General features: G+C 35.8%; 25 protein-coding genes. 22 read left to right on the top strand and 3 right to left on the bottom strand.

Annotation, left to right across the window (positions count from 1 at the left end):
- The first annotated feature begins 20 nt into the window (after positions 1-20).
- The gene (locus EKM00_RS02815; protein WP_126515163.1) at positions 21-1691 is read left to right on the top strand and encodes a sodium/sugar symporter; all 1671 of its coding nucleotides are present in this window, start codon (positions 21-23) and stop codon (positions 1689-1691) included.
- A gap of 536 nt (positions 1692-2227) precedes the next feature.
- Here the strand turns inward: EKM00_RS02815 and EKM00_RS02810 are convergent.
- Positions 2228-2572, bottom strand: coding sequence for a toxin-antitoxin system YwqK family antitoxin (locus EKM00_RS02810; RefSeq protein ID WP_126515162.1), 345 nt, complete (start codon positions 2570-2572; stop codon positions 2228-2230).
- A gap of 226 nt (positions 2573-2798) precedes the next feature.
- Between EKM00_RS02810 and aspS the strand changes: the two genes are divergently transcribed.
- From aspS to EKM00_RS02725, 17 genes are all read left to right on the top strand, one after another.
- Positions 2799-4544: an aspartate--tRNA ligase gene (aspS, locus tag EKM00_RS02805; RefSeq protein ID WP_126515161.1), complete on the top strand. Its 1746-nt coding sequence runs from the start codon at positions 2799-2801 to the stop codon at positions 4542-4544.
- A 132-nt stretch (positions 4545-4676) separates the two neighbouring features.
- Complete coding sequence (locus tag EKM00_RS02800) at positions 4677-4871, top strand: cold-shock protein (protein ID WP_007137066.1); 195 nt, start codon at positions 4677-4679, stop codon at positions 4869-4871.
- Between the two features lie 288 nt (positions 4872-5159).
- Entirely contained in the window at positions 5160-5525 is a 366-nt protein-coding gene (locus EKM00_RS02795) for an NADH-quinone oxidoreductase subunit A (protein ID WP_126458217.1), read from the top strand.
- An 87-nt stretch (positions 5526-5612) separates the two neighbouring features.
- The gene (locus EKM00_RS02790; RefSeq protein WP_113664545.1) at positions 5613-6161 is read left to right on the top strand and encodes an NADH-quinone oxidoreductase subunit B; all 549 of its coding nucleotides are present in this window, start codon (positions 5613-5615) and stop codon (positions 6159-6161) included.
- Positions 6162-6165: 4 nt separating this feature from the next.
- Positions 6166-6687, top strand: coding sequence for an NADH-quinone oxidoreductase subunit C (locus EKM00_RS02785; protein ID WP_126458220.1), 522 nt, complete (start codon positions 6166-6168; stop codon positions 6685-6687).
- Positions 6688-6719: 32 nt separating this feature from the next.
- Entirely contained in the window at positions 6720-7958 is a 1239-nt protein-coding gene (locus EKM00_RS02780) for an NADH-quinone oxidoreductase subunit D (RefSeq protein WP_126453972.1), read from the top strand.
- Between the two features lie 86 nt (positions 7959-8044).
- Positions 8045-8575: a complex I 24 kDa subunit family protein gene (locus tag EKM00_RS02775; RefSeq protein ID WP_126515160.1), complete on the top strand. Its 531-nt coding sequence runs from the start codon at positions 8045-8047 to the stop codon at positions 8573-8575.
- Between the two features lies 1 nt (position 8576).
- Positions 8577-9944 carry an NADH-quinone oxidoreductase subunit NuoF gene (gene nuoF / locus EKM00_RS02770; protein WP_126515159.1) on the top strand — a complete coding sequence of 456 codons (1368 nt, stop codon included), beginning with the start codon at positions 8577-8579 and terminating at the stop codon, positions 9942-9944.
- Between the two features lie 7 nt (positions 9945-9951).
- A complete protein-coding gene (locus tag EKM00_RS02765; protein ID WP_126453966.1) occupies positions 9952-10326 on the top strand; it encodes a four helix bundle protein in 375 nt (124 codons plus the stop codon).
- A gap of 56 nt (positions 10327-10382) precedes the next feature.
- The gene (locus EKM00_RS02760; RefSeq protein ID WP_126515158.1) at positions 10383-11432 is read left to right on the top strand and encodes a 2Fe-2S iron-sulfur cluster-binding protein; all 1050 of its coding nucleotides are present in this window, start codon (positions 10383-10385) and stop codon (positions 11430-11432) included.
- Complete coding sequence (nuoH, locus tag EKM00_RS02755) at positions 11425-12477, top strand: NADH-quinone oxidoreductase subunit NuoH (protein WP_126453962.1); 1053 nt, start codon at positions 11425-11427, stop codon at positions 12475-12477. The genes EKM00_RS02760 and nuoH overlap by 8 nt, the downstream gene beginning before the upstream one ends.
- A gap of 206 nt (positions 12478-12683) precedes the next feature.
- Positions 12684-13229, top strand: a complete 546-nt coding sequence (locus EKM00_RS02750; protein WP_126515157.1) for a NuoI/complex I 23 kDa subunit family protein — start codon at positions 12684-12686, stop codon at positions 13227-13229.
- Positions 13230-13742 (top strand): NADH-quinone oxidoreductase subunit J family protein, encoded by a 513-nt coding sequence (locus tag EKM00_RS02745; RefSeq protein WP_126453958.1) that lies wholly within the window; start codon positions 13230-13232, stop codon positions 13740-13742.
- Position 13743: 1 nt separating this feature from the next.
- Positions 13744-14064, top strand: a complete 321-nt coding sequence (gene nuoK / locus EKM00_RS02740; protein ID WP_066079401.1) for an NADH-quinone oxidoreductase subunit NuoK — start codon at positions 13744-13746, stop codon at positions 14062-14064.
- A gap of 6 nt (positions 14065-14070) precedes the next feature.
- Positions 14071-15954 (top strand): NADH-quinone oxidoreductase subunit L, encoded by a 1884-nt coding sequence (nuoL, locus tag EKM00_RS02735; protein WP_126515156.1) that lies wholly within the window; start codon positions 14071-14073, stop codon positions 15952-15954.
- 107 nt (positions 15955-16061) lie between these two features.
- Positions 16062-17504, top strand: a complete 1443-nt coding sequence (locus tag EKM00_RS02730) for a complex I subunit 4 family protein (protein ID WP_126515155.1) — start codon at positions 16062-16064, stop codon at positions 17502-17504.
- Between the two features lie 12 nt (positions 17505-17516).
- Positions 17517-18887: an NADH-quinone oxidoreductase subunit N gene (locus EKM00_RS02725; protein ID WP_126515154.1), complete on the top strand. Its 1371-nt coding sequence runs from the start codon at positions 17517-17519 to the stop codon at positions 18885-18887.
- 189 nt (positions 18888-19076) lie between these two features.
- On the opposite strand, the gene EKM00_RS02720 is transcribed toward EKM00_RS02725, so the two are convergent.
- Positions 19077-19490, bottom strand: a complete 414-nt coding sequence (locus EKM00_RS02720; RefSeq protein WP_126515153.1) for a hypothetical protein — start codon at positions 19488-19490, stop codon at positions 19077-19079.
- A gap of 163 nt (positions 19491-19653) precedes the next feature.
- Here EKM00_RS02720 and greA point away from each other — a divergent pair, with 163 nt between their 5' ends.
- The 3 genes from greA (at position 19654) to EKM00_RS02705 (ending at position 21847) form a co-directional block, all read left to right on the top strand.
- Positions 19654-20130 (top strand): transcription elongation factor GreA, encoded by a 477-nt coding sequence (greA, locus tag EKM00_RS02715; RefSeq protein ID WP_073204618.1) that lies wholly within the window; start codon positions 19654-19656, stop codon positions 20128-20130.
- Positions 20131-20185: 55 nt separating this feature from the next.
- Positions 20186-20575: an HIT family protein gene (locus EKM00_RS02710; RefSeq protein WP_126515152.1), complete on the top strand. Its 390-nt coding sequence runs from the start codon at positions 20186-20188 to the stop codon at positions 20573-20575.
- Positions 20576-20674: 99 nt separating this feature from the next.
- Positions 20675-21847, top strand: a complete 1173-nt coding sequence (locus EKM00_RS02705; RefSeq protein WP_126515151.1) for a transglutaminase domain-containing protein — start codon at positions 20675-20677, stop codon at positions 21845-21847.
- On the opposite strand, the gene EKM00_RS02700 is transcribed toward EKM00_RS02705, so the two are convergent.
- Positions 21839-22993: a sensor histidine kinase gene (locus tag EKM00_RS02700; protein ID WP_126453944.1), complete on the bottom strand. Its 1155-nt coding sequence runs from the start codon at positions 22991-22993 to the stop codon at positions 21839-21841. The genes EKM00_RS02705 and EKM00_RS02700 overlap by 9 nt on opposite strands.
- A 174-nt stretch (positions 22994-23167) precedes the next feature.
- Here EKM00_RS02700 and EKM00_RS02695 point away from each other — a divergent pair, with 174 nt between their 5' ends.
- Complete coding sequence (locus tag EKM00_RS02695) at positions 23168-24043, top strand: flavin reductase family protein (protein WP_126515150.1); 876 nt, start codon at positions 23168-23170, stop codon at positions 24041-24043.
- Positions 24044-24056 lie beyond the last annotated feature (13 nt).

Raw genomic sequence — 24056 nt, 5'->3', positions numbered from 1 at the left:
TAACTAAATACATTTAACCAATGCAAACTTTAGCAATCCAAGATTATATTGTCTTTTTCTTCTATTTCATCCTGATTGTCAGTTATGGAATATGGATTTACAGAAAGAAAAAGAAAGAAGAAACGAGCAGTAAAGATTATTTCTTAGCAGAAGGATCGCTTACTTGGTGGGCCATAGGCGCATCATTAATTGCCAGTAATATTAGTGCGGAGCAATTTATAGGAATGAGTGGAAGTGGTTTTAAAATGGGACTGGCGATTGCTACGTATGAATGGATGGCAGCTTTTACCTTGATTATTGTTGCTATTTTCTTTATTCCGGTATACTTGAAAAATAAAATTTTCACCATGCCGCAATACCTGAATCAAAGGTATAACAGTAATGTTGCTATGATTATGGCTGTTTTTTGGTTGTTGTTGTATGTCTTGGTCAATCTTACTTCTATATTGTATTTGGGCGCTTTGGCGATAAGCAGCATTTCTGGTCTGGATATTACTTTGTGTATGATTTTCTTAGCGTTTTTTGCGGTGATGATTACGCTGGGCGGAATGAAAGTGATTGGGTATACGGATGTGATTCAAGTTTTCTTTTTGATCTTGGGTGGATTGGTTACTACTTATTTAGCATTGAATTTAGTTGCCGAAGAATTTGGTTCTACGGGAGTTATAAATGGGTTCAATTTGATGACGACGCATGCAAACGACCATTTTCACATGATTTTTGAAAAAACGAATCCTAATTATATGGATTTACCAGGATTGTCAGTTTTGATAGGAGGAATGTTAATCATCAATTTAAATTATTGGGGATGTAATCAATACATTACACAACGTGCGTTGGGGGCGGATTTAAAAACGGCGAGAAATGGAATTTTGTTTGCTGCTTTCTTGAAATTGCTAATGCCTATAATTGTTGTTTTGCCTGGAATAGCTGCTTTTGTATTGTATCAGAACGGGCATTTTGGTGCTGAAATGTTGCAAGATGGTACAGTAAATCCTGATCGTGCGTATCCGGTTTTGTTAAATTTGCTTCCTGTGGGCCTAAAAGGACTTTCATTTGCTGCTTTGACTGCGGCGATTGTAGCGTCATTGGCTGGAAAAGCGAATAGTATCGCTACTATTTTTACGTTGGATATTTACAAAACCAAATTGAATGTGCATGCCGATGAAAAGACATTAGTTAATGTGGGGAAGAAAGCAATTGTGGCGGCGATGTTAATTGCAGTTGTAGTAGCGCCTTTTCTTGGAATTGATAAAAAAGGAGGATTTCAATACATTCAGGAATATACAGGTTTTGTAAGTCCGGGCGTTTTCGCCATGTTTATTTTAGGATTCTTTTGGAAAAAAACAACTTCTAACGCGGCTTTGTTTGCAACAATTGGTGGATTTATGTTTTCTATTCTGTTTAAATTCATACCGGCTTTTGTAGATTTATCGTTCCTTCATTCTTCCGGTTTTTCAGTTCCAAATGGGAATGGTGTCTATGAAATTCCTTTTATTGATCGCATGGGATTTGTTTTCTTGATTTGTGTCATCGGGATGTACAGCATCAGTATGTATGAAACAGCTCGAGGCGTTAAAACTAACGGTCTGGAAATTGATCGTTCCATGTTTAAAATGTCACCAGGTTTTACTGTCGGGATGTTGATTGTTCTTTCGATTATTGCAGCGTTTTACACTATTTTTTGGTAGATAATGTTTTAGATGCAAAAAAAGTGATGCGTTCAATTTTTATTGAATTCATCGCTTTTTTGTTGTTTAAAAAAGTGTATTGAGGATCATAAAAACGATTCAAATCCATTAGTTATGAATCCATAAAAACTTCAATTAATCTTAAATAAAAAAGACATCTAATAAAAACATAGAAAAAAGAGCCAGATAGCCCAATTATTAGGTTGCTTCGCCAGTCCTTCTGTGGTATTGGGTCACATAGATTTGGTTTTTTCTAAAAAAAAGTGACAGGCCTACCGGAATTATAAAATCGATATTTCTAGCCAGCACAGAGCGAAGTCGGAGTGAGGTTTAAAAATTAGACCTAATGGGCTATAAGAACTTTTTTAATTTAGGACTGATTATTTCCCGAAGAAACGTTATATTCTTAGTTTAATTTTTCGTGTCCATTTTTTTATTAGATGAGACAAAACTCTAAAGGTGTATTAACCCAAAAATATAAGGCACAAAAAAAAGCCTTCGGAGTAACGAAAGCTTTTGTAGTTGTTAAGGTCTTTTTAGTTGGTTACTAATGCTTCTTGTTTCCAAGTTTTTACGGAAGCAATTCTGCTGTCAGAATAGTCTACTTCGTTTAAATTATTGCCATTCCAAAAAAGCCATTTTCCAGTTTTTTCTCCATTTTCATAAATAGCAACAGATAGTTTATTACCATTTGTGTCGTACGCAGTCCAGATTCCTTCCAATTTTCCATTTTTAAAGAAGCCTTCTTGTTGTACTTTTCCATTTTCAAAGTAGTAAGTTGTTTTTACTAAATCACCTAGAGCTTCTAATTTTGGATTATTTTCTTGAGCGAATGCTATTCCTGAAAAAAGCAGTGCGGTTAATATTATATATTTTTTCATGGTTTTGGGTTTTTAAAATTCATATTGGCTTAACAAATATATAAATTATTTTACAATAAAAAAACTTTTACTTAACAATTTAGTAACATTAGAATAAAATTTAACATTTTAACGAAGTGCCTTGCGTTACTCATTACTAAAATTTCTTATTTCTCAATTCATTATTCATAATTAGTCCTAAATTTGCAGCCATGTCCAAAGGACAAAATAATCAAAAATTTAGAACATGTATAGAAGTCATAACTGTGGCGAGTTGAACGCCTCACACATTAACACCGAAGTTACACTTGCCGGTTGGGTGCAAAAATCACGTGATAAGGGATTTATGAACTGGGTTGATTTGCGCGACCGTTATGGAATTACGCAATTAATTTTTGACGAAGGTCGTTCGGATAAAACAGTTTTTGAAAGAGCTAAAACCCTTGGTCGTGAATTTGTGATTCAAGTAAAAGGTACTGTTATTGAGCGCGAAGCCAAAAATAATAATATCCCAACGGGAGCGATAGAAATTTTAGTAACGGAACTTACTATTTTGAATGCTTCTCTCACGCCTCCTTTTACTATTGAAGACGAAACGGATGGTGGCGAAGATATCCGAATGAAATACCGTTACCTTGATATCCGAAGAAATCCAGTGAAAAACAGTTTGATGTTTCGTCATAAAGTAGCGATGGAAGTTCGTAAATACCTTTCGGATTTGGATTTCTGTGAAGTAGAAACTCCTTATTTGATCAAGTCTACTCCAGAGGGAGCCAGAGATTTCGTAGTGCCTTCCCGAATGAATGAAGGACAGTTTTATGCATTGCCACAATCGCCTCAGACTTTTAAACAATTATTGATGGTGGGCGGAATGGATAAATATTTCCAAATCGTAAAATGTTTCCGTGACGAAGATTTACGTGCAGACAGACAGCCGGAGTTTACACAAATCGATTGTGAAATGGCTTTTGTCGAACAAGAAGATATTTTAAATGTTTTCGAAGGACTGACCAGACATTTATTAAAAGAAATAAACGGTATTGAAGTAGATAAATTTCCAAGAATTACCTACGATTATGCTATGAAAACTTACGGGAATGATAAACCGGACATTCGTTTCGGAATGGAATTTGGCGAGTTGAATGAAGTAGCGCAACATAAAGAATTTTCGGTTTTCAATGCTGCCGAATTAGTGGTGGGAATTGCAGTTCCAGGAGTTGGAAACTACACCCGAAAAGAAATTGACGGACTTATTGAGTGGGTAAAACGTCCGCAAGTTGGCGCATCCGGAATGGTGTATGTAAAATGCAATGAAGATGGAACCTATAAATCATCCGTTGACAAATTTTACGATCAAGACGATTTAGCACAGTGGGCAAAAATCACCGGAGCAAAACCCGGAGATATGATTTTTGTGCTTTCTGGTCCTACTGATAAAACGCGAACGCAGTTAAGTGCGTTGCGTATGGAACTCGCCACTCGTTTAGGATTGCGAAATCCAGCTGAATTTGCTCCGTTGTGGGTGGTTGATTTTCCTTTATTAGAGTTTGACGAGGAAAGTGGCCGTTACCATGCCATGCATCATCCTTTTACATCTCCTAAGCCGGAAGATATGCACTTACTGGAAACCGATCCAGGGAAAGTTCGTGCCAATGCGTATGATATGGTTTTGAATGGAAATGAAATTGGTGGTGGTTCAATACGTATCCATGATAAAGCAACACAGGAATTAATGTTCAAATATTTAGGCTTCACAGCGGAAGATGCAAAAGCGCAATTTGGATTCCTGATGGATGCATTTCAGTTTGGCGCACCGCCACACGGAGGATTGGCTTTTGGATTGGACCGTTTAGTAGCCATTCTTGGCGGACAGGAAACCATTAGAGACTTTATTGCCTTTCCAAAAAATAATTCGGGCAGGGATGTTATGATTGATGCTCCGTCTAAAATTGACGAATCACAGTTAAAAGAGCTGCATATAAAGTTAGCGTAATTGTAGTTTGTCGATAAAATTCGTTAGAAAACGTTGAATGTCAATATTTTTGCAAAATAAAAACACAACATCGTATTTCGTATTATATTAAATATTACATTTGCTCCATTATAAATTATTATTACTATTACAATGCGTACAGGTACAGTTAAATTTTTCAATGAATCTAAAGGTTACGGATTCATTACAGACGAAGAAACAGGAAAAGACATTTTTGTTCATGCATCAGGAATCAACGCGGAAGAATTACGCGAAGGGGATAGAGTTAGCTATGAAGAAGAAGAAGGAAGAAAAGGAAAAGTTGCTGCGAAAGTAGCAGTGATCTAAGCATAAAAATTAATTTTTTTGCCTACGAATGTTTAAAACGTTCCGATATTTATCGGAACGTTTTTTTTTGCACCAAAGCGTAGTATTCAAAAAGACTACTGATATTTGACTTTGTTAAACCCTTGGGATGTTAAACACATCACAAGATAAATATTTTTTGTTATTTATAATTAATAAAAATTGTAAATTTACATCGATATAGTAGCCATGTATTTTTAAGTTTTCATTGCTATTTAATAATTTGAAGGGTATCTTTGTCATTTATATTTATTTAAAAAAACCACAACCATGCAATCCGATCAATTAAGTTATATTCCAATTTTAATGCAGTTAGTTTTAGCGGTGGGATTTGTTGTAGGCACCATAATAATTTCTGGTAAATTAGGGCCTAAAAGATCTTCAGAAGCGAAAGATAAAAACTTTGAATGCGGTGTTGAATCGGTAGGAAATGCCAGAATTCCATTTTCTGTTAAATATTTTCTAGTAGCCATATTGTTTGTTTTGTTTGATGTGGAGGTAATTTTTCTGTATCCCTGGGCAGTCAATTTCAAAGAATTAGGAATGGAAGGAATGGTAAAGATGGTGATTTTTATGTCTTTGCTTTTGATAGGGTTTTTCTATATCATCAAAAAGAAAGCGTTAGAGTGGGAATAAAAATTTATTTTTAAATGCTGAATTTTAAATTTTAAATGGTTTCATTATAATTTACAATTCAAAATTTGTAATTCAAAATAATAAAAGATGAGTGATTCTAAAATAAATATGGTAGCGCCACCCGAAGGAGTTGTAGGAGAAGGTTTCTTCGCTACAAAACTGAATGATGTTGTGGGTATGGCTCGTGCTAATTCATTATGGCCATTACCTTTTGCAACCTCTTGTTGCGGTATAGAGTTTATGGCAACAATGGCTTCGCATTATGATTTGGCTCGATTTGGCTCAGAGCGAGTGAGTTTCTCTCCGCGCCAGGCCGATATGTTAATGGTAATGGGAACGATTTCAAAAAAAATGGCCCCTATTTTACGTCAGGTATATGAGCAAATGGCAGAGCCTCGTTGGGTAATAGCCGTTGGTGCTTGCGCTTCCTCTGGAGGGATTTTTGACACCTATTCTGTTTTGCAGGGAATTGATAAAGTGATACCGGTCGATGTCTATGTTCCGGGTTGTCCGCCAAGACCGGAGCAAATTGTTGACGGAGTTATGAAATTACAAGAGTTGGTTCGAACTGAATCCGTAAGAAGAAGAAGTTCCCCGGAATACCAAGAATTATTAGCTTCGTATAATATCAAATAAAAGAATGGCGCTAGAAACGATACAAATCCAAGAGAAATTAGTTGAGACATTTGATTCAGCTGTTTTTGAATTCAATCAAGAGAGAGATATATTTTCATTTGAAGTTACTGCGGACAAAATTACTGCGGTGATTCTTTTTTTAAAAAATGATCCCATATTGCGTTTTCATTTTTTAACTGATCTGTGTGGAATTCATTACCCAGATAATGATGTAGAACATCAATTTGCGGTAGTATATCATTTACACAATTGGTACGAAAACAAAAGAATTAAAATCAAAGTGTTTATCAATGGTGAAACCCCTGAAATAAAATCGATATCAAGTATTTTCCTAAGTTCAAACTGGATGGAAAGAGAAACGTATGATTTTTATGGGATAAACTTTATTGGTCATCCGCAATTGAAACGTATCTTGAATATGGACGAAATGATTTCTTTTCCAATGCGAAAGGAATTCCCAATGGAAGACAGCGGAAGAACGGATAAAGATGACCGTTTCTTTGGTAGAACAACCGACAATTATTAAAAAAAACAATTATAATTTTTCACATTAAATAAATGTCAGAACTATTATTATCCCCAGAGCATCGCTATGCTAAAAGAATTGCAGCGCAGTTAAATGAAGATGGAAGCGAGCTTTCTATATTGAATTTAGGGCCTACGCATCCTGCGACTCACGGTATTTTTCAAAATATCCTGTTGATGGATGGAGAGCGAATTCTGGAGGCGGAACCAACCATTGGTTACATCCACAGAGCTTTTGAAAAAATCGCTGAAAACAGACCTTTTTACCAAATCACTCCCCTCACGGACAGAATGAATTATTGTTCGTCGCCTATCAATAACATGGGTTGGTGGATGACATTAGAAAAATTATTAGATATTGAAGTTCCTAAAAGAGCACAATATTTAAGAGTTATCGTAATGGAGTTGGCGAGAATTACGGATCACATTATTTGTAATTCAATCCTTGGTGTCGATACCGGCGCCTATACCGGTTTTTTGTATGTTTTCCAATTTAGAGAAAAAGTATACGAAATATACGAAGAAATTTGCGGGGCTCGTTTGACTACCAATATGGGAAGAATTGGTGGTTTCGAAAGAGATTGGTCACCAGAAGCCTTTAGAAAATTAGATGTTTTTTTAGCTGATTTTCCAGCCGCTTGGAAAGAATTTGAAAACTTATTCGAAAGAAATAGAATTTTTATTGACAGAACTGTAAATGTTGGCGCTATATCGGCTGAGCAAGCTATGGCATACGGATTTACCGGTCCTAACTTACGGGCTACCGGTGTTGATTACGATATTCGTGTTGCGCAACCCTATTCTTCTTACGAAGATTTTGATTTTATTGTTCCGGTGGGAAAATCAGGCGATACATATGATCGTTTCTGTGTTCGTAACGCTGAAGTTTGGGAAAGTTTGAGTATTATTCGTCAGGCATTGGAAAAAATGCCAGAAGGCAACGAGTTCCATGCGGATGTCCCGGATTATTACCTTCCGCCTAAAGAGGATGTGTACAACAATATGGAATCCTTAATTTACCATTTCAAAATTGTAATGGGTGAAGTTCCGGTTCCGGTTGCTGAGGTGTATCACCCGGTAGAAGGAGGTAATGGAGAACTTGGTTTTTACTTGGTTACTGATGGAAGTCGGACGCCGTACAGATTGCATTTTCGCAGACCTTGTTTTATCTATTACCAAGCCTATCCAGAAATGATAAAAGGAGCCTTGCTTTCAGATGCAATTGTTATTTTATCAAGTTTAAATGTTATTGCCGGAGAATTAGACGCTTAATGAAATTATAAAAGATGAATTATAAATTTTGAATAAAAGTTAAAAAACATTAAAAATTTAGCATTCAAAATTTGAAATAATAAAAAATGGAACGTACGTATCACAAACAAGAAATAAATATGACTGAAGTCTTGATGTCTCGCATCAATGAATTGATTAGTCATTATCCTGAAAACAAAAGAAAATCGGCGTTATTGCCTATTTTGCATGAAGTTCAAGACGCTCATGAGAATTGGTTGAGTATTGAATTAATGAATAAAGTGGCCGAAATTCTTTTGATTAAACCAATTGAAGTGTACGAAGTAGTGTCGTTTTATACGATGTACAACCAAAGACCAATTGGAAAATACATGTTCGAATTTTGCCAAACCTCTCCTTGTTGTTTGAACGGAGTCGAGGATTTAATGGATTACACTTGTGAAAAATTAGGTGTAAAAGTAGGTGAAACTACTCAAGATGGTCTTTTTGAAGTAAGAGGCGTGGAATGTTTAGGAGCTTGTGGTTACGCTCCAATGATGCAATTAGGAGACTTTTATAAAGAACATTTGACGGTGGCAAAAATCGACCAGTTAATTGAAGATTGCAAAAATGATACAATAGTTTTACACGATACATAATATGTCACAAAAAATATTATTAGATAAAATAAATATTCCGGGGATTAAAACTTACGAAGTGTACCGTCAGAATGGTGGATATGCTTCAGTAGAAAAAGCCATCAAAACATTAACGCCAGACGAGGTTGTCGAAGAAGTGAAAACTTCCGGATTGCGAGGTCGCGGTGGGGCAGGTTTTCCCGCAGGAATGAAGTGGAGTTTCATTGATAAAAAATCAGGAAAACCAAGGCATTTAGTTTGTAATGCAGATGAATCAGAACCAGGAACTTTTAAGGATCGTTATTTGATGGAATTTATTCCTCATTTGTTGATTGAAGGAATGATTACTTCTAGTTATGCTTTGGGTGCAAACCTATCCTACATCTACATTCGTGGAGAATATATGTGGGTATATAAAATATTAGAACGAGCCATTAACGAAGCAAAAGCCGCTGGATTTTTGGGTAAAAATATATTAGGTTCAGGCTATGATTTAGAACTATATGTTCATTGTGGTGCCGGAGCTTACATCTGTGGCGAAGAAACTGCATTGATAGAATCGTTGGAAGGAAAAAGAGGAAATCCTCGCATCAAGCCACCATTTCCTGCTATTTCAGGACTTTGGGCTAATCCAACGGTGGTGAATAACGTAGAGACGATCGCCGCGGTGCCGTGGATTGTTAATAATTCAGGTGCAGAATATGCCAAAATTGGTATTGGGCGTTCTACAGGGACCAAATTAATTTCGGCTTCAGGGCATATTAAAAATCCGGGTGTTTATGAAATTGAATTGGGTTTAAGTGTTTATGAATTCATGAATTCTGATGAATATTTAGGCGGAATGAGCTCTGACAGACCTTTAAAAGCATTTGTACCGGGAGGAAGTTCTGTTCCCGTTTTACCAGCGCATTTGATTTATAAAACTGCCGCCGGTGAAGATCGTTTAATGTCCTACGAATCGTTAAGTGACGGTGGATTTGCAACAGGTTCTATGTTAGGATCAGGTGGATTTATCGTTTATAATGATACGTCTTGCATCGTTCGTAATACTTGGAATTTCTCTCGTTTTTACCACCATGAAAGTTGTGGACAATGTTCCCCTTGTCGTGAAGGAACAGGCTGGATGGAAAAAGTATTGCACCGAATAGAAAATGGTCACGGTCGTGAAGAAGATATCGATTTGTTGTTGAGCATTCAAAGCAAAATTGAAGGTAATACAATTTGTCCATTAGGTGATGCGGCAGCTTGGCCAGTGGCAGCGGCGATTCGTCACTTTAGAGACGAGTTTGAATACCACATTCGTTTCCCTGAAAAAATAAAACATAGAGACCATTTTGTCGCTGAACCTTTTAATAGTCTCAATGTCTTAAAGTCGAAAGTCATAACGTAAAGAAAGAATGGGAAAATTTAAATCGTTTGAAGAAATTAATTCTTGGCAAAAATCTAGATTATTTAATAAAAGGATTTATGAAATAACAGAGAATACAATTTTTAAAAAAGATTTTGATTTAGTTAGACAAATTAGAAGAGCATCAATTTCAATTTCTTCAAATATTGCTGAAGGTTTTGAAAGGAATACAGATAAAGAGTTTGTTTATTTTTTATATGTATCAAAAGCATCAGCTGCCGAAGTAAGGTCGCAATTATATTTAGCATTAGATTTAAACTATATTTCAAAGATAGAATTCGATGAATTATATTTAAATGTTTCGGATATATCAAAATTATTAAGTGGATTTATAAAATATTTAAATGATAGTCAAAAGAAATAAAGTCGAAATGTATTCGGCATTAAGACATTTGACTTTAAGACGTTAAGACTTTAAACATGAAAGTAACCATAGACGGTCAAAGCATAGAAGTAGAACCAGGAACAACAATCCTGCAGGCAGCACGTATGATAGGTGGAGAGGTAGTTCCGCCAGCGATGTGCTATTATTCTAAACTAAAAGGAAGCGGCGGAAAATGCCGTTGTTGTTTAGTGGAAGTGGCAAAAGGAAGTGAAGCCGACCCGAGACCAATGCCAAAATTAATGGCATCTTGTGTAACGGGCTGTATGGACGGAATGGAAGTGAATAGTAAATCTTCGCCAAGAGTAACCGAAGCCAGAAAATCAGTAACGGAGTTTTTATTGATTAATCACCCTTTAGATTGTCCGGTTTGTGATCAGGCAGGAGAATGTGATTTGCAAAATTTAAGCTTTGAGCACGGAAAGTCAGAAACGCGTTTTATCGAGGAAAAAAGAACATTTGAGCCCGAAGATATAGGACCAAATATTCAATTACACATGAACCGTTGTATTCTTTGTTACCGCTGTGTGATGGTGGCTGATCAATTGACAGACGATCGTGTGCACGGAGTAATGGATAGAGGAGATCATTCTAATATATCAACGTGTATCTCAAAAGCGGTTGACAATGAATTCTCTGGAAATATGATTGATGTTTGTCCGGTAGGTGCTTTAACAGATAAAACATTTAGATTTAAATCGAGAGTTTGGTTCAGCAAACCTTATAATGCACACAGAGATTGCCCAACTTGTTCTGGAAAAACTACCGTTTGGATGTTTGGTGACGAAATTCAACGCGTTACAGGAAGAAAAGATGAGTACCATGAAGTAGATGAATTTATTTGTAATGGGTGTCGTTTTGATCACAAAGATGTTGCGGATTGGATTATTGAAGGACCGAGAGCCTTTGAAAAAGATTCTGTGATCAATCAAAATAAATACAATAGAAAATTACAAAAAGTGGAAATCGCTACCGAAGAGAATATTCTTTTAGGAAGAGAGAAAGACCGCAAGAAAATAAGCATGGTAGAGTTTCCATTGACTGAAGAAGATATTACGAATCAAAAAAGCTTAGGTAATAATGGATAGTACACTTATCATTGATAAAAGCGTCATTATTGTAGTAGTTTTTGCTATAACAATGTTGATGGCGATGTATTCTACTTGGGCAGAACGTAAAGTTGCCGCATGGCTTCAAGATCGAGTTGGCCCAAACCGAGCGGGACCTATGGGATTGTTTCAACCACTCGCTGATGGTTTGAAATTGTTTTCGAAAGAAGAATTTGAACCCAATACACCAAACCGAGTGTTGTTTTTTGCAGGTCCGGCCATTGCAATGAGTACGGCCTTAATGACTAGTGCTGTTATTCCTTGGGGCGATCGTTTTCATTTGTTTGGCAGGGATATTTTGCTGCAAGCAGCTGATATTGACATAGCATTATTATACTTTTTTGGAGTTGTTTCTGTAGGTGTTTATGGAATTATGATTGGAGGTTGGGCCTCAAACAATAAATTTTCATTGATTGGTGCGGTTCGTGCTGCCTCTCAAATGGTTTCTTATGAAGTGGCAATGGGGCTTTCAATTATCGCTCTATTGATGATGACCGGGACGTTGAGTTTGAGAGAAATTTCAGCACAGCAGTCTGGAATGAGTTGGAATGTTTTTTACCAACCTTTATCTTTTTTGATTTTCTTGGTGTGTGCTTTTGCGGAGACCAACAGAACGCCATTTGATTTGCCAGAATGTGAAACCGAATTAATTGGAGGGTATCATACGGAATATTCGTCGATGAAAATGGGTTTCTATTTGTTCTCTGAATATGCAAATATGTTTATTTCATCTACTATTTTGGCGGTTTTATTCTTTGGCGGCTATAATTATCCTGGAATGAGTTGGGTGGTTGAAAATTGGGGAATCAATATTGCTAATGTTATAGGTATTGGAGTTCTTTTTATAAAAATATGTGGATTCATTTTCTTTTACATGTGGGTACGATGGACTATTCCAAGATTTAGATACGATCAATTGATGCATTTGGGTTGGAGAATATTGATTCCACTGTCTATCATCAATATAGTGATTACGGGTATTGTAATTTTGAGAAGCGATATTGCGGCTTATTTAGGATTTTAATGTCTACTCTTAAAATGAAATTAATTAGCATTAAATTTAATACATAGATCTCAAAATCATTAACCCTGATAGTAGCGGCATCCTTTTATTTTTTTCTCTAAAAAATAAAAGATACAGCGAATAGCAGGATTAAGCTTCAAATAAAAATAAGTAGTAAGGATTAAAATTGAGTGTGCGATTGCTTCGTTCCTCGAAATGACTAAAAAATGAGTATAGAAAGCATATCCTTATCGGGAAGGAAAAAAGTGGTCTCTAACAAAGAGATGACTTTTTGGGAAAGAATGTACCTAGTTGCGATTGTCAAAGGCTTGATAATTACGATTCAGCATTTGTTCGCCAGAAAAGTAACGATTCAGTATCCGGAGCAAGTTCGTGAAATGAGTCCTGTGTATCGGGGGCAGCACATGTTGAAGCGAGATGAGGAAGGTCGTGAAAACTGTACGGCATGTGGTTTGTGTGCTTTGTCTTGTCCTGCAGAGGCCATCACGATGAAGGCTGAAGAACGCAGAGGGGATGAAAAACATTTGTATCGAGAAGAAAAATATGCTTCGATATATGAAATCAATATGTTGCGTTGTATATTTTGTGGATTGTGTGAAGAGGCTTGTCCTAAAGACGCCATTTACCTGACGACCTCTAAAGTATTGGTCCCTTCGAGTTATGAACGAGAAGATTTCATTTTTGGAAAAGACAGATTGGTCATGCCATTAGATATCGCAATGAAAAATGCTCAACTTAAAAACGCGAACTAAATGTCTACAATACTTATAATTTTTTGTGTATTGGCTGCTATCACATTAGCAACCGCCTTTTTGACAATTTTCAGCAAAAATCCGATTCACAGTGCTATTTACCTAGTGGTGTGTTTCTTTTCGATTGCGGGTCATTATCTATTATTGAATTCTCAATTTTTAGCCATAGTACATGTCATCGTGTATTCTGGAGCGATTATGATTTTGTTTTTGTTCACGATCATGTTGATGAATCTGAACGAAGAAAAAGAAGTCCACAAACCAAGAATAACAAGATTAGGAGCAATTGTTTCTTTTTGTTTGATCTGTTTGATTTTGATTGCTATTTTTATAAACTCAAAACCTATTGTTGGCGAATATGTAACCACTGGCGAAGATTATCAATCTATAAAAGTACTGGGTAAAGTGTTGCTCAACGAATATATGGTGCCTTTTGAATTTGCCTCTATATTGCTTTTGGTCGCTATGATTGGTACTGTTTTATTGTCTAAAAAAGAAAAATTGCAAAAATAAAATGAACAATATTTTAAACCACATTGGTATTGAAAATTATATATTCCTAAGCGTGATACTTTTTTGTATTGGCGTTTTTGGGGTGTTGTACAGACGAAATGCCATAATCGTATTTATGTCAATTGAAATTATGCTGAATGCAGTAAACTTATTGTTTGTAGCATTTTCGACGTATCATCAAGATGCGCAAGGACAAGTTTTTGTGTTCTTCTCGATGGCTGTTGCTGCGGCAGAAGTTGCGGTAGGATTGGCAATTCTGGTTTCTATTTTTAGAAATTTAGGTTCAATTACCATCGATAATTTAAAAAACCTAAAAGGATAAATGGAAATGAATACCAATATAGCTTTAGTTTTAGTTCTTGCTCCTTTTTTAGGATTTTTAATCAATGTTTTCTTTGGTAAAAGCCTTGGAAAATCGCTATCAGGAATAATAGGGACCCTGTCAGTTGTGGTTTCTTTTATTGCGACTGCTTATTTCTTCGGTGTAATTGCAGCGCAACCAGAAGGCATTCGAATTGCTCTTTTTGACTGGATCCAAATCAGTACTTTCAAAGTCGATTTTGGATTTCAATTGGACCAACTGTCCATTTTATGGTTGCTTTTTGTGACCGGAATTGGATCTTTGATTCATTTGTATTCGATCAGTTACATGCATGAGGATGAAAATATGCATACCTTTTTTGCGTATTTGAATCTGTTTATATTTTTCATGATCACATTAGTAATAGGAAGTAACTTATTAGTGATGTTCATCGGTTGGGAAGGCGTAGGTCTTTGTTCGTATTTGTTAATTGGTTTTTGGCATAAAAACCAAGAGTTCAATGATGCAGCTAAAAAGGCATTTATTATGAACCGTATTGGGGATTTAGGGTTGTTAGTTGGAATTTTCATTCTCGGTAATTTATTCTCGACTTTAGATTACGCTACTTTAAAAACTGCTATTGCCGGTGCAACGGATCTTGATATGTATTGGCTTTCTGTTGCTGCTTTCGCGTTATTCATTGGCGCTTGCGGTAAATCAGCACAAATTCCATTGTATACGTGGTTACCGGACGCGATGGCGGGACCAACACCGGTTTCGGCACTGATACACGCGGCGACGATGGTAACAGCAGGAATTTTTATGATTACCAGATTGAATTTCTTGTTTGATTTGACTCCGGATGTGCAATCGATAATTGCAATAATTGGAGCCGTTACTGCTCTGGTTGCTGCAACCATTGGATTGGTTCAAAATGATATTAAGAAAGTCTTGGCGTATTCTACTGTTTCTCAACTGGGATTAATGTTTTTGGCTTTGGGATTGGGCGCCTATGAAGTGGCTGTTTTCCATGTAATCACGCACGCTTTCTTTAAAGCTTGTTTGTTCTTGGGTTCCGGTTCTGTAATTCATGCTTTGCACGGTGAACAAGACATGCGCAAGATGGGTGGATTGAAAAAAGCGATGCCAATTACTTTTGCAACAATGCTTATTGCTTCATTAGCGATTTCAGGGGTTCCATTATTCTCCGGTTTTTTCTCTAAAGACGAAATATTATTAGTGGCTTTCCATAATAACATTCCGTTATGGATCGTGGCTTCGGTTGCCTCTATAATGACTGCTTTTTATATGTTCCGTTTAATGTTTTTAACGTTCTTCCAAGAATTCAGAGGAACAGCAGAACAAAAGCACCATTTGCACGAAAGTCCAGCTTTGATAACCATTCCTTTGATTGTTTTGGCAATATTGGCTACTATAGGTGGTATGATCAGTTTGCCTGGAAATAGTTGGTTGAATGAATATTTGACTCCTATTGTACCTAAATTAGCCACTGCAGAACACCATTTAGGAACTACTGAATACATCTTAATGGTTATTGCTGTTGTGGGTGGATTGGTTGGAATTGGTATTGCTTACGCCAAATACATCAAACAAAACGAGATTCCTACAGAGGATGCAGCCATTACAGGATTTTCTAAAGTTCTTTACAATAAATATTATGTGGACGAATTTTATGATGGTATTTTTGTTAAACCAATTAACTTTTTGTCCCGTTTTTTCAGAGACACAATAGAAACGGGTGTAACAGCTTTTGTTTTTGGTATTGGAAAAGTAGCAAACGAAATAAGTTTTCAAGGAAAGAAAGTCCAAAACGGAAGTATCGGTCTTTATCTCTTTGCCTTCGTTTTCGGACTTTGTGCTATTGTTTCGTATTTGTTTTTAGCAGAATAACCCTATTTACACACAATTTTTCATAATACTAAAATTATAATTTTAAAATAAATTCCCTTTTAAAAATCTGGTTCGAAGGATGTTTAAAAAACAATAAATAATTACAAATGAATGTATCTCTAATATTAATTATACTTTTGGTCGGTACGTTTGCAACGTATCTTGCAGGCGATAAGCTAGCTTCAAAAGTAGCTTTGTTCTTTGGGTTAGCTGCTGCAGGCGCTTCAATTGTATTATTAAATCACTATAATTTAGGTGAAAACATCAGTTTCATCAACCAGTGGATTACGCAACCTAATATTTCTTTCGCTCTAAAAGCAGATGGATTGTCAATGTCGATGCTTTTATTGACTACGGTTTTGACTCCAATAATTATATTCTCTTCTTTTGGAAATCAATACGAAAATTCAAAATCTTTTTATGCTTTAATCTTGTTCATGTCATTTGCAATGGCAGGAACATTCTTAGCATCAGACGGTTTGTTGTATTATGTTTTTTGGGAATTATCATTGATTCCAATTTACTTCATCGCTTTGATTTGGGGTAATGGAGACGTGGAAGAACGGAAAAAAGCAGTAGTTAAATTCTTTATCTACACCTTAGCAGGTTCTTTATTTATGTTAGTGGCTTTTGTTTATATGTATCAAAAAGCAGGGAGTCTTTTATTAGAAGATTTATACAAATTGAACCTAACAGCAACGGAACAATTGTGGATATTCTTAGCTTTCTTCTTGGCGTATGCCATTAAGATTCCATTAATTCCTTTTCATACTTGGCAGGCAAATGTGTATCAGAAAGCACCAACCGTTGGTACGATGCTTTTGTCAGGGATCATGCTAAAAATGGGATTGTATAGCGTTATTCGTTGGCAATTGCCTTTGACACCTCTGGCAGCTAAGGAATACATGTATATTTTCATCGGACTTGGACTTGCAGGGGTGATTTACGGGTCTATCGTTGCATTGAAACAAAAAGATTTGAAGAAATTATTAGCGTATTCTTCTTTGGCTCACGTTGGATTAATAGCAGCCGGAACGTACACGTTGACATTAGACGGATTGCGTGGTGCTGTTTTACAAATGATTGCACACGGATTTGTAGTTGTTGGATTGTTTTATGTAGCTGAAATTATTTATAGAAGATATGAAACTAGAGCAATTGCTGAAATGGGCGGCATTCGTTCACAGACACCAAAATTTACATCAATGTTTTTAATCTTGGTTTTAGCCTCTGTTGCTTTGCCAACTACTTTTAATTTCATTGGAGAATTCACCGTTTTATACAGTCTTTCACAAATCAACATTTGGTTTGCTATTTTAGGAGGAACAACCATAATATTAGGAGCGTATTATATGTTGAAAATGTTTCAACATGCCATGTTGGGCGAAACTAATTCAAAACCTTTTCCGGATGTAACGTTCAATGAAGGATTAACTTTGGTACTAATAATTGGTGTTTTATTCTTTTTTGGGATGTATCCAAAGCCAATTACTGATTTGATTACCCCAAGTCTGGAAGAAATTTTAACTCAAATAAACCGAATTAACTAAGTCAAATATAAAATGAATACATTAATAGCTATAATAGGATTAGGTGTTTTATGCCTTTTATTTGAAATATTTAATTTAAGAAAAGCCATTGTTCCAATAATGATTATTGGATTATTGGGAGTGCTGGGTTTAACCATATCTGAATATAATTCAACAGAAAGTTACTATAGCAACATGATTGTTGTGAGTAAATTTTCAACTACTTTTTCATCTTTGTTTATTGTGCTAACCATTTTCTTGGTAGCTTTAGGACATAATTTTTACGAAAATCACCAATCTAAAATTTCGGATTATATTGCCATAAAAATATTTTTATTAGCAGGGGCAGTGGCAATGGTTTCTTTTGGAAATTTAGCGATGTTCTTTTTAGGAATCGAAGTATTGTCCATTGCACTTTACATTCTTGCTGCAAGTGACCGTCTGAGTTTGAAAAGTAACGAAGCGGGAATGAAATATTTTTTAATGGGATCTTTTGCCTCGGGAATCATTCTTTTTGGAATCTGTTTAATTTATGGTGCCATGGGAAGTTTTGACGTTACTGAAATCAGTGAATTGTCGCAATCAGCGGAATTGCCAGTTTGGTTTCCAATAGGAATTGTGTTGGTTACCATAGGAATGTTGTTTAAAGTGGCGGCAGTTCCATTTCATTTCTGGGCACCGGATGTTTACGAAGGTTCTCCAGCGTTGACCACTGCATTAATGAGTACTTTGGCAAAAGTAGTTGCTATGGCTAGTTTGTACAAATTACTATCAGTAATGAATGCGGATGTTTCTGAGTCATTCAAAATGGTAGTCGTTGTGATTTCGATGGCTTCGATGACCGTTGGTAATATTATGGCATTGAGACAAACAAACGTGAAACGTATGTTGGCTTTTTCTGGCGTTTCTCATGCCGGTTTTATGTTGATGACTTTGTTGAGTTTGTCTACATCAGCTGGAAGTTTGTTGTATTATGCCTCAGCGTATTCTTTATCTGGAATCGCTGCTTTTTGTGTGATTTTATACGTTTGTAAAAATAGAGACAACGAAGATGTTGTAAATTTCCACGGATTAGGAAAAACCAACCCTTTATTAGCGGCCATTCTTACAGCAGCTTTACTTTCTATGGCAGGTATTCCTATTTTTGCGGGTTTCTTTGCTAAGTTGGTTTTGTTCAATCAAACAATTCAAGCGGGTTATTTGGCTTTAGTGATCGTAGCAGTGATCAATTCGATTATAAGCGTTGGGTACTACTTCAAATTGATTTTGGCGATGTATACCAAAGAACCAAATGAGGAACGAAAAGGAACGTCGGTTGTTATTTATGCGGTTGCCATTGTAGCAGTTGTGTTAAATATTGCATTAGGGTTGTTTCCATCCTTAGTGTTGGATTTGTTGGTATAAATTAATGTTCCAATACATCGTCTTTATTATCAAAAGAAAAATAGTGCTTTTGGCTTTCAATTGACCGTAAATAATCTATTCGATAACAAAGTCAAAAACGATTATTCTTTTCCGGACTATTTGGCTAGCGAGCGCACCACATTTGTTTTGCCGAGAGTATTCTTGTTATCGGTGTGTTATAAGTTGTAATTAATTATAAACTCGTAGTGACGTTCCATTGACTTGAACCCGATATTGCTTCATGGGATATTGTAATGTTCCTTGTCCGGTAAATAAACTGTATTCTTCGCTGTCACACCCGCAAAGGGCATTGATTCCCTTTATAGTCATGGTAGAGCAGGCACTTATCGCTTGATTGGGGCAAGCCGCATCAAAAGCATTGTATCCACTACCGGTATTAAAAACGATAACGCCTCGAGCGCCTATTCCGGTTACATAAACAGCATTACTAACGAATTTTAGATTAGAGTATTCCGGCAAATTCAGGTTTAGGTCTACGACGAAAGTATAATTAGGCACAAATGGATTGGTGTTGTTAAAACCAGAATCACTACACGAAAAAAGGAAAGGAATGACAAGAAAAACCAGTGCGTATTTTTTCATTTTAAAATATAGTCAAAGTATTAGTGAAACAAATTTAATTTATTTAACTTTGAATTATATATGATTAACATATATTTATAGGCAAAAAAAAATATAGTAGTATCTTTGTGGAAAGAAATCCCGTCCTGATGGGATTTTTTCTATTTATATAAAGGAATAAGTTATGAGTACAGTATCGTATTACACCGCAGAAGGGTTAAAGAAATTAAGAGAAGAATTGGATTATTTAAAAAGCGTAATGCGCCCAAAAGCCTCTGCTGATATAGCCGAAGCACGAGATAAGGGCGATCTTTCTGAGAATGCAGAATACGATGCCGCAAAAGAAGCACAAGGGATGCTGGAAATGCGTATTGCTAAAATGGAAGAAGTACATTCTAACGCCAGATTGATTGATGAATCTCATTTAGATCTTTCTAAAGTATTGGTTTTATCGAATGTAAAAATTAAAAATCAAACCAACGGAATGGAAATGACCTATACGTTAGTTGCCGAAAGTGAAGCTGATTTAAAAACGGGTAAAATCTCGGTAACCTCACCTATTGGGAAAGGTTTATTAGGGAAATCAGTTGGAGAATTTGCTGAGATCACGGTTCCAAACGGTGTGTTGAAATTCGAAATTTTAGAAATATCTCGCGACTAATTAAAGGTTTATTCGGTTAACCGATTAATCGATTCAACAATTAACCAATTTCACAATGTCAAGTATATTTACAAAAATCATAAATGGAGAAATTCCATGCTATAAAATTGCAGAGGATGAAAATTTTCTGGCTTTTTTAGATGTAAATCCAAATGCAAAAGGACATACCCTTTGTATCCCAAAACAAGAAATTGATAAGATTTTTGAAATCGAAGATGATTTATATATAGGGCTGATGCAATTTTCTAAAAAAATAGCAGTTGCCCTTGAAAAAACAGTTCCGTGTAAACGGATCGGAATGGCGGTTGTAGGACTCGAAGTTCCCCATGCGCACGTACATTTAATTCCGTTGAATGAAATGGACGAAATGCGTTTTCAAAATAAAGTATCCTTGTCCAATGAGGAATTTGAAGCCTTAGCAGCAAGCATAAAAACCAATTTATAATAATTGCAGAAATAGAATAAATTAGTATGATTTTAGTTTAAAAGGGGACAGGTGAATACCGGTTCCCTTCTCTGATTTAGGGAACTTACATTCGAGATTATGAAAAATATATTTTTGTTTCTTTCCCTCTTTTTCTCTCTTCTGAGTGCTGGACAGGTTTATTCAGGATATTTGTTAGTTGATGCTAAAATGGATGCTGTTCCTGCTAATTCAACAACTTCTATAGATGCTATTGGTTCCTATATCAATGCTAATTTTAATACAGAAACCGATAAAATAAGAGCTGCTTTCTATTGGACCGCATCTAACATCAGCTATGATGTTGCGAATAGGTATGCTGTGAATCCCAATGAAACAGAAGCTGAGAAAATAACGAAGACATTAAAAACTAAAAAAGGGGTTTGCATTCATTATGCAACGGTTTTTAATGCGCTTGTGCAAAAGATAGGAGTCCAATCTTATATCATTGAAGGATATACCAAACAAAACGGAAAAGTAAGTGACTTGGCTCATGCTTGGACAGCAGCTAAAATTGACAAAAAGTGGTATGTATTTGATCCCACATGGGGTTCAGGGTATGTCAATAATGGGCGATTTTCAAAAAAGCTGAACAATATTTATTTTAAGTCTGATCCGGCTAAAATAATCGCTTCGCACATTCCATTTGATTATTTGTGGCAATTTTCGAATTTTCCTATTACTAATGGTGAGTTTTATGAAGGAAAGATCCAAAGTAGTATAACCAAGAACCATTTTGATTTTGAGAAAGAAATCAACAAATACGATGCTTTGTCTGAAGCCGATCAGTTGTTTGCCTCAGCAGAAAGAATAGCAAGAAATGGAGTAAAAAATGCTATGATTCTGGAGCGTTACGAAGGCAAAAAGGAACAAAGGACTTTTTTGCGGCACAACATGAATATTGAAAAATTAAATGTGGTTGTCATCGAATTGAATGAAGCGGTTGTATTGTTGAATGATTTCATACACTACAGAAATAATAAGTTTAAGCCTTCTTTTTCAGATACTGAAATTAGCCGAATGATTGAAATTCCAAGAATGAAACTCGTAAAATGTCAAAACGATATGTACAGTTTGGGCTCCACTGGTAATCAAAACGCATCTAATGTAGCATCGATTAAAAAATCAATTGAAGCCTCTTTGGCGCAAGCCGAAGAGCACGCATTGTTTGTGAAAAATTATTTAAGTAAGTCCAAAATAGTCAGAAAAACAATGTTTTCTAAAGTTACATGGTTTGGAGTTCTATTACGCTAGGTTGTTTTTTTTAAAACTCACTTGCATCGTTGTTCCTTTTCCAATTTCGGAATTCAAGACTTTTATGGTTCCTTTGTGGTATTCTTCCACGATTCTTTTGGTTAGTGAAAGTCCCAATCCCCAACCTCTTTTTTTAGTTGTAAAACCTGGTTCAAAAATACTTTTGAATTGTTGTTTCTGAATTCCTCCACCGGTATCAGAAACATTTATTTTTACACAATCGCCTTCTTGTACAATTTCTAAAGCTAATTTTCCTTTTCCTTTCATTGCATCGATAGCGTTTTTTACTAAATTCTCGATGGTCCAACTGTGCAGCGTAGGATTAAGAGATACCATAATAGGAGTTTTTGGCGCTTGGAACGAAAACTCAATTTGTTTGGAGAATCGGGATTGCAAATAGTCGTAAGATTGCTGTGTTTCGGCTACAATATCTTTGTTTTCTAATTTGGGTTCCGATCCTATTTTTGAGAAACGATCGGTAATGGTTTGCAAACGCTCAATATCTTTTTCAATTTCAAAAGTAGTACTTTCATCCATGTTTTCAGATTTTAGGAGTTCAACCCAGCCTATCAGTGACGAGAGCGGCGTTCCTATCTGATGCGCCGTTTCCTTCGCCATTCCTGCCCAAAGTTTGTTTTGTGTTGCCATTTTGGTGCTTCTATAAAAATTATAAACTAAACCGCCAAAAAGCACTATGATCAGCACTAAAGCAACGGGATAATATTTCAATTTATTCAGTAAAGCCGAGTTGCCGTAATATAATTTTTGAAATTTCCCAGGAACATACTCAATGACTATGGGCACGTTTTCGTTTTTCAGGTTATGCAAGAATGCGGCTGCCTTTGAATTATTTTTTACAATAGCATCGTCAATATTTACGGTGTTTATGATGCTGTCATTCTCTGTCAGTATAATAGGAATTGAAGTGTTGTCACTGAAAATTTGCAACGGAAGATCAACATCTGTATTTTCATTGGCATTAATGAGTGTTTTTTGGGCTTGTGCCCAAAGATTCATTTTTAATCGTTCTTCGTTTTTGAAGATTTGAAAAAATGTGTATGTGTTCCAAAGAATCAGTGAAATGATTAAAAAAGAGGCAGAAATTATAATCCAACGGGTTGTATTTCTTCTTTCAGAAAACTGCATAAATGAAAATTTGAATTATAAATATAACGAAATAAACGCTGTGGTATTTTAGTTTTAAAGAAAGATTTTTTTTCAGAGTAAATTCAGATGTAATTTTATTCTAATTGGATATACTCTTTCATAAACTGATCCGATTTGTTTACTTTTGTACCACACTGCTATAAAGTAAAAAATATGATTACGATTGATCCTAAAAGTATCGAAACAGCAAAATTACAAGGCTATTTGCAAAGTTCAGTTGGACCTAGACCTATTGCTTTTGCCAGTACTATGGATGCGGAAGGTAATGCTAATGTATCGCCTTTTAGTTTTTTTAATGTGTTCAGCGCCAATCCTCCAATCCTTATTTTTTCACCAGCAAGGCGCGTTCGTGATAATTCGATAAAACACACGTTGATCAATGCTGAAGCAACTCGGGAAGTAGTTATTAATGTGGTGAATTATGACATGGTACAACAGATTTCTTTGGCTAGTACAGAATATGCTGATGGCGTCGATGAGTTTGTGAAATCTGGCTTAACTCCGGTAGCTTCTGAGGTGGTAAAACCATTTAGAGTAAAAGAATCTCCAGTACAATTTGAATGTAAAGTCACTCAGATTATTCCGTTGGGAACGGAGGGTGGAGCTGGGAATTTAGTGCTTTGCGAAGTGCTTCGAATTCACATTGATGAATCGGTTTTAGACGTTAATGGTGCGATTGATCAGTATAAAATCGACTTGGTTTCTAGATTGGGTGGTAACTGGTATTCAAGATCCAATCAAGGTCTTTTTGAAGTTCCAAAACCATTATCCACACTAGGAATTGGAGTAGATGCAATCCCAAATTTTGTTAAAGAAAGTTCGGTTTTTAACGGAAATGATTTAGGGATGTTAGGGAATATAGAAGCCTTGCCCACAATGGAAGAAGTTAGTATATTTGTAAAACAGAATTTTGCTGTAAAAGGAGTTTTAAGTGCTGATGACCAGCAAAAAGTACACTTGGAGGCAAAAAAATACCTGAATGAGAATGATGTCTTATCGGCTTGGAAAGTACTTTTGGCAAAAAAATAATATAAATAACATT

The sequence above is a fragment of the Flavobacterium sp. RSP15 genome (assembly GCF_003968755.1).
Taxonomy (GTDB): Bacteria; Bacteroidota; Bacteroidia; order Flavobacteriales; family Flavobacteriaceae; genus Flavobacterium.
This window is presented reverse-complemented; position numbering and strand designations above follow the sequence as displayed.

Coding starts and splice junctions, on each gene's coding strand:
- EKM00_RS02815 (WP_126515163.1), top strand. CDS start 21: ATGCAAACTTTAGCAATCCAAGATTATATTGTCTTTTTCTTCTATTTC.
- EKM00_RS02810 (WP_126515162.1), bottom strand. CDS start 2,572: ATGAAAAAATATATAATATTAACCGCACTGCTTTTTTCAGGAATAGCA.
- aspS (WP_126515161.1), top strand. CDS start 2,799: ATGTATAGAAGTCATAACTGTGGCGAGTTGAACGCCTCACACATTAAC.
- EKM00_RS02800 (WP_007137066.1), top strand. CDS start 4,677: ATGCGTACAGGTACAGTTAAATTTTTCAATGAATCTAAAGGTTACGGA.
- EKM00_RS02795 (WP_126458217.1), top strand. CDS start 5,160: ATGCAATCCGATCAATTAAGTTATATTCCAATTTTAATGCAGTTAGTT.
- EKM00_RS02790 (WP_113664545.1), top strand. CDS start 5,613: ATGAGTGATTCTAAAATAAATATGGTAGCGCCACCCGAAGGAGTTGTA.
- EKM00_RS02785 (WP_126458220.1), top strand. CDS start 6,166: ATGGCGCTAGAAACGATACAAATCCAAGAGAAATTAGTTGAGACATTT.
- EKM00_RS02780 (WP_126453972.1), top strand. CDS start 6,720: ATGTCAGAACTATTATTATCCCCAGAGCATCGCTATGCTAAAAGAATT.
- EKM00_RS02775 (WP_126515160.1), top strand. CDS start 8,045: ATGGAACGTACGTATCACAAACAAGAAATAAATATGACTGAAGTCTTG.
- nuoF (WP_126515159.1), top strand. CDS start 8,577: ATGTCACAAAAAATATTATTAGATAAAATAAATATTCCGGGGATTAAA.
- EKM00_RS02765 (WP_126453966.1), top strand. CDS start 9,952: ATGGGAAAATTTAAATCGTTTGAAGAAATTAATTCTTGGCAAAAATCT.
- EKM00_RS02760 (WP_126515158.1), top strand. CDS start 10,383: ATGAAAGTAACCATAGACGGTCAAAGCATAGAAGTAGAACCAGGAACA.
- nuoH (WP_126453962.1), top strand. CDS start 11,425: ATGGATAGTACACTTATCATTGATAAAAGCGTCATTATTGTAGTAGTT.
- EKM00_RS02750 (WP_126515157.1), top strand. CDS start 12,684: ATGAGTATAGAAAGCATATCCTTATCGGGAAGGAAAAAAGTGGTCTCT.
- EKM00_RS02745 (WP_126453958.1), top strand. CDS start 13,230: ATGTCTACAATACTTATAATTTTTTGTGTATTGGCTGCTATCACATTA.
- nuoK (WP_066079401.1), top strand. CDS start 13,744: ATGAACAATATTTTAAACCACATTGGTATTGAAAATTATATATTCCTA.
- nuoL (WP_126515156.1), top strand. CDS start 14,071: ATGAATACCAATATAGCTTTAGTTTTAGTTCTTGCTCCTTTTTTAGGA.
- EKM00_RS02730 (WP_126515155.1), top strand. CDS start 16,062: ATGAATGTATCTCTAATATTAATTATACTTTTGGTCGGTACGTTTGCA.
- EKM00_RS02725 (WP_126515154.1), top strand. CDS start 17,517: ATGAATACATTAATAGCTATAATAGGATTAGGTGTTTTATGCCTTTTA.
- EKM00_RS02720 (WP_126515153.1), bottom strand. CDS start 19,490: ATGAAAAAATACGCACTGGTTTTTCTTGTCATTCCTTTCCTTTTTTCG.
- greA (WP_073204618.1), top strand. CDS start 19,654: ATGAGTACAGTATCGTATTACACCGCAGAAGGGTTAAAGAAATTAAGA.
- EKM00_RS02710 (WP_126515152.1), top strand. CDS start 20,186: ATGTCAAGTATATTTACAAAAATCATAAATGGAGAAATTCCATGCTAT.
- EKM00_RS02705 (WP_126515151.1), top strand. CDS start 20,675: ATGAAAAATATATTTTTGTTTCTTTCCCTCTTTTTCTCTCTTCTGAGT.
- EKM00_RS02700 (WP_126453944.1), bottom strand. CDS start 22,993: ATGCAGTTTTCTGAAAGAAGAAATACAACCCGTTGGATTATAATTTCT.
- EKM00_RS02695 (WP_126515150.1), top strand. CDS start 23,168: ATGATTACGATTGATCCTAAAAGTATCGAAACAGCAAAATTACAAGGC.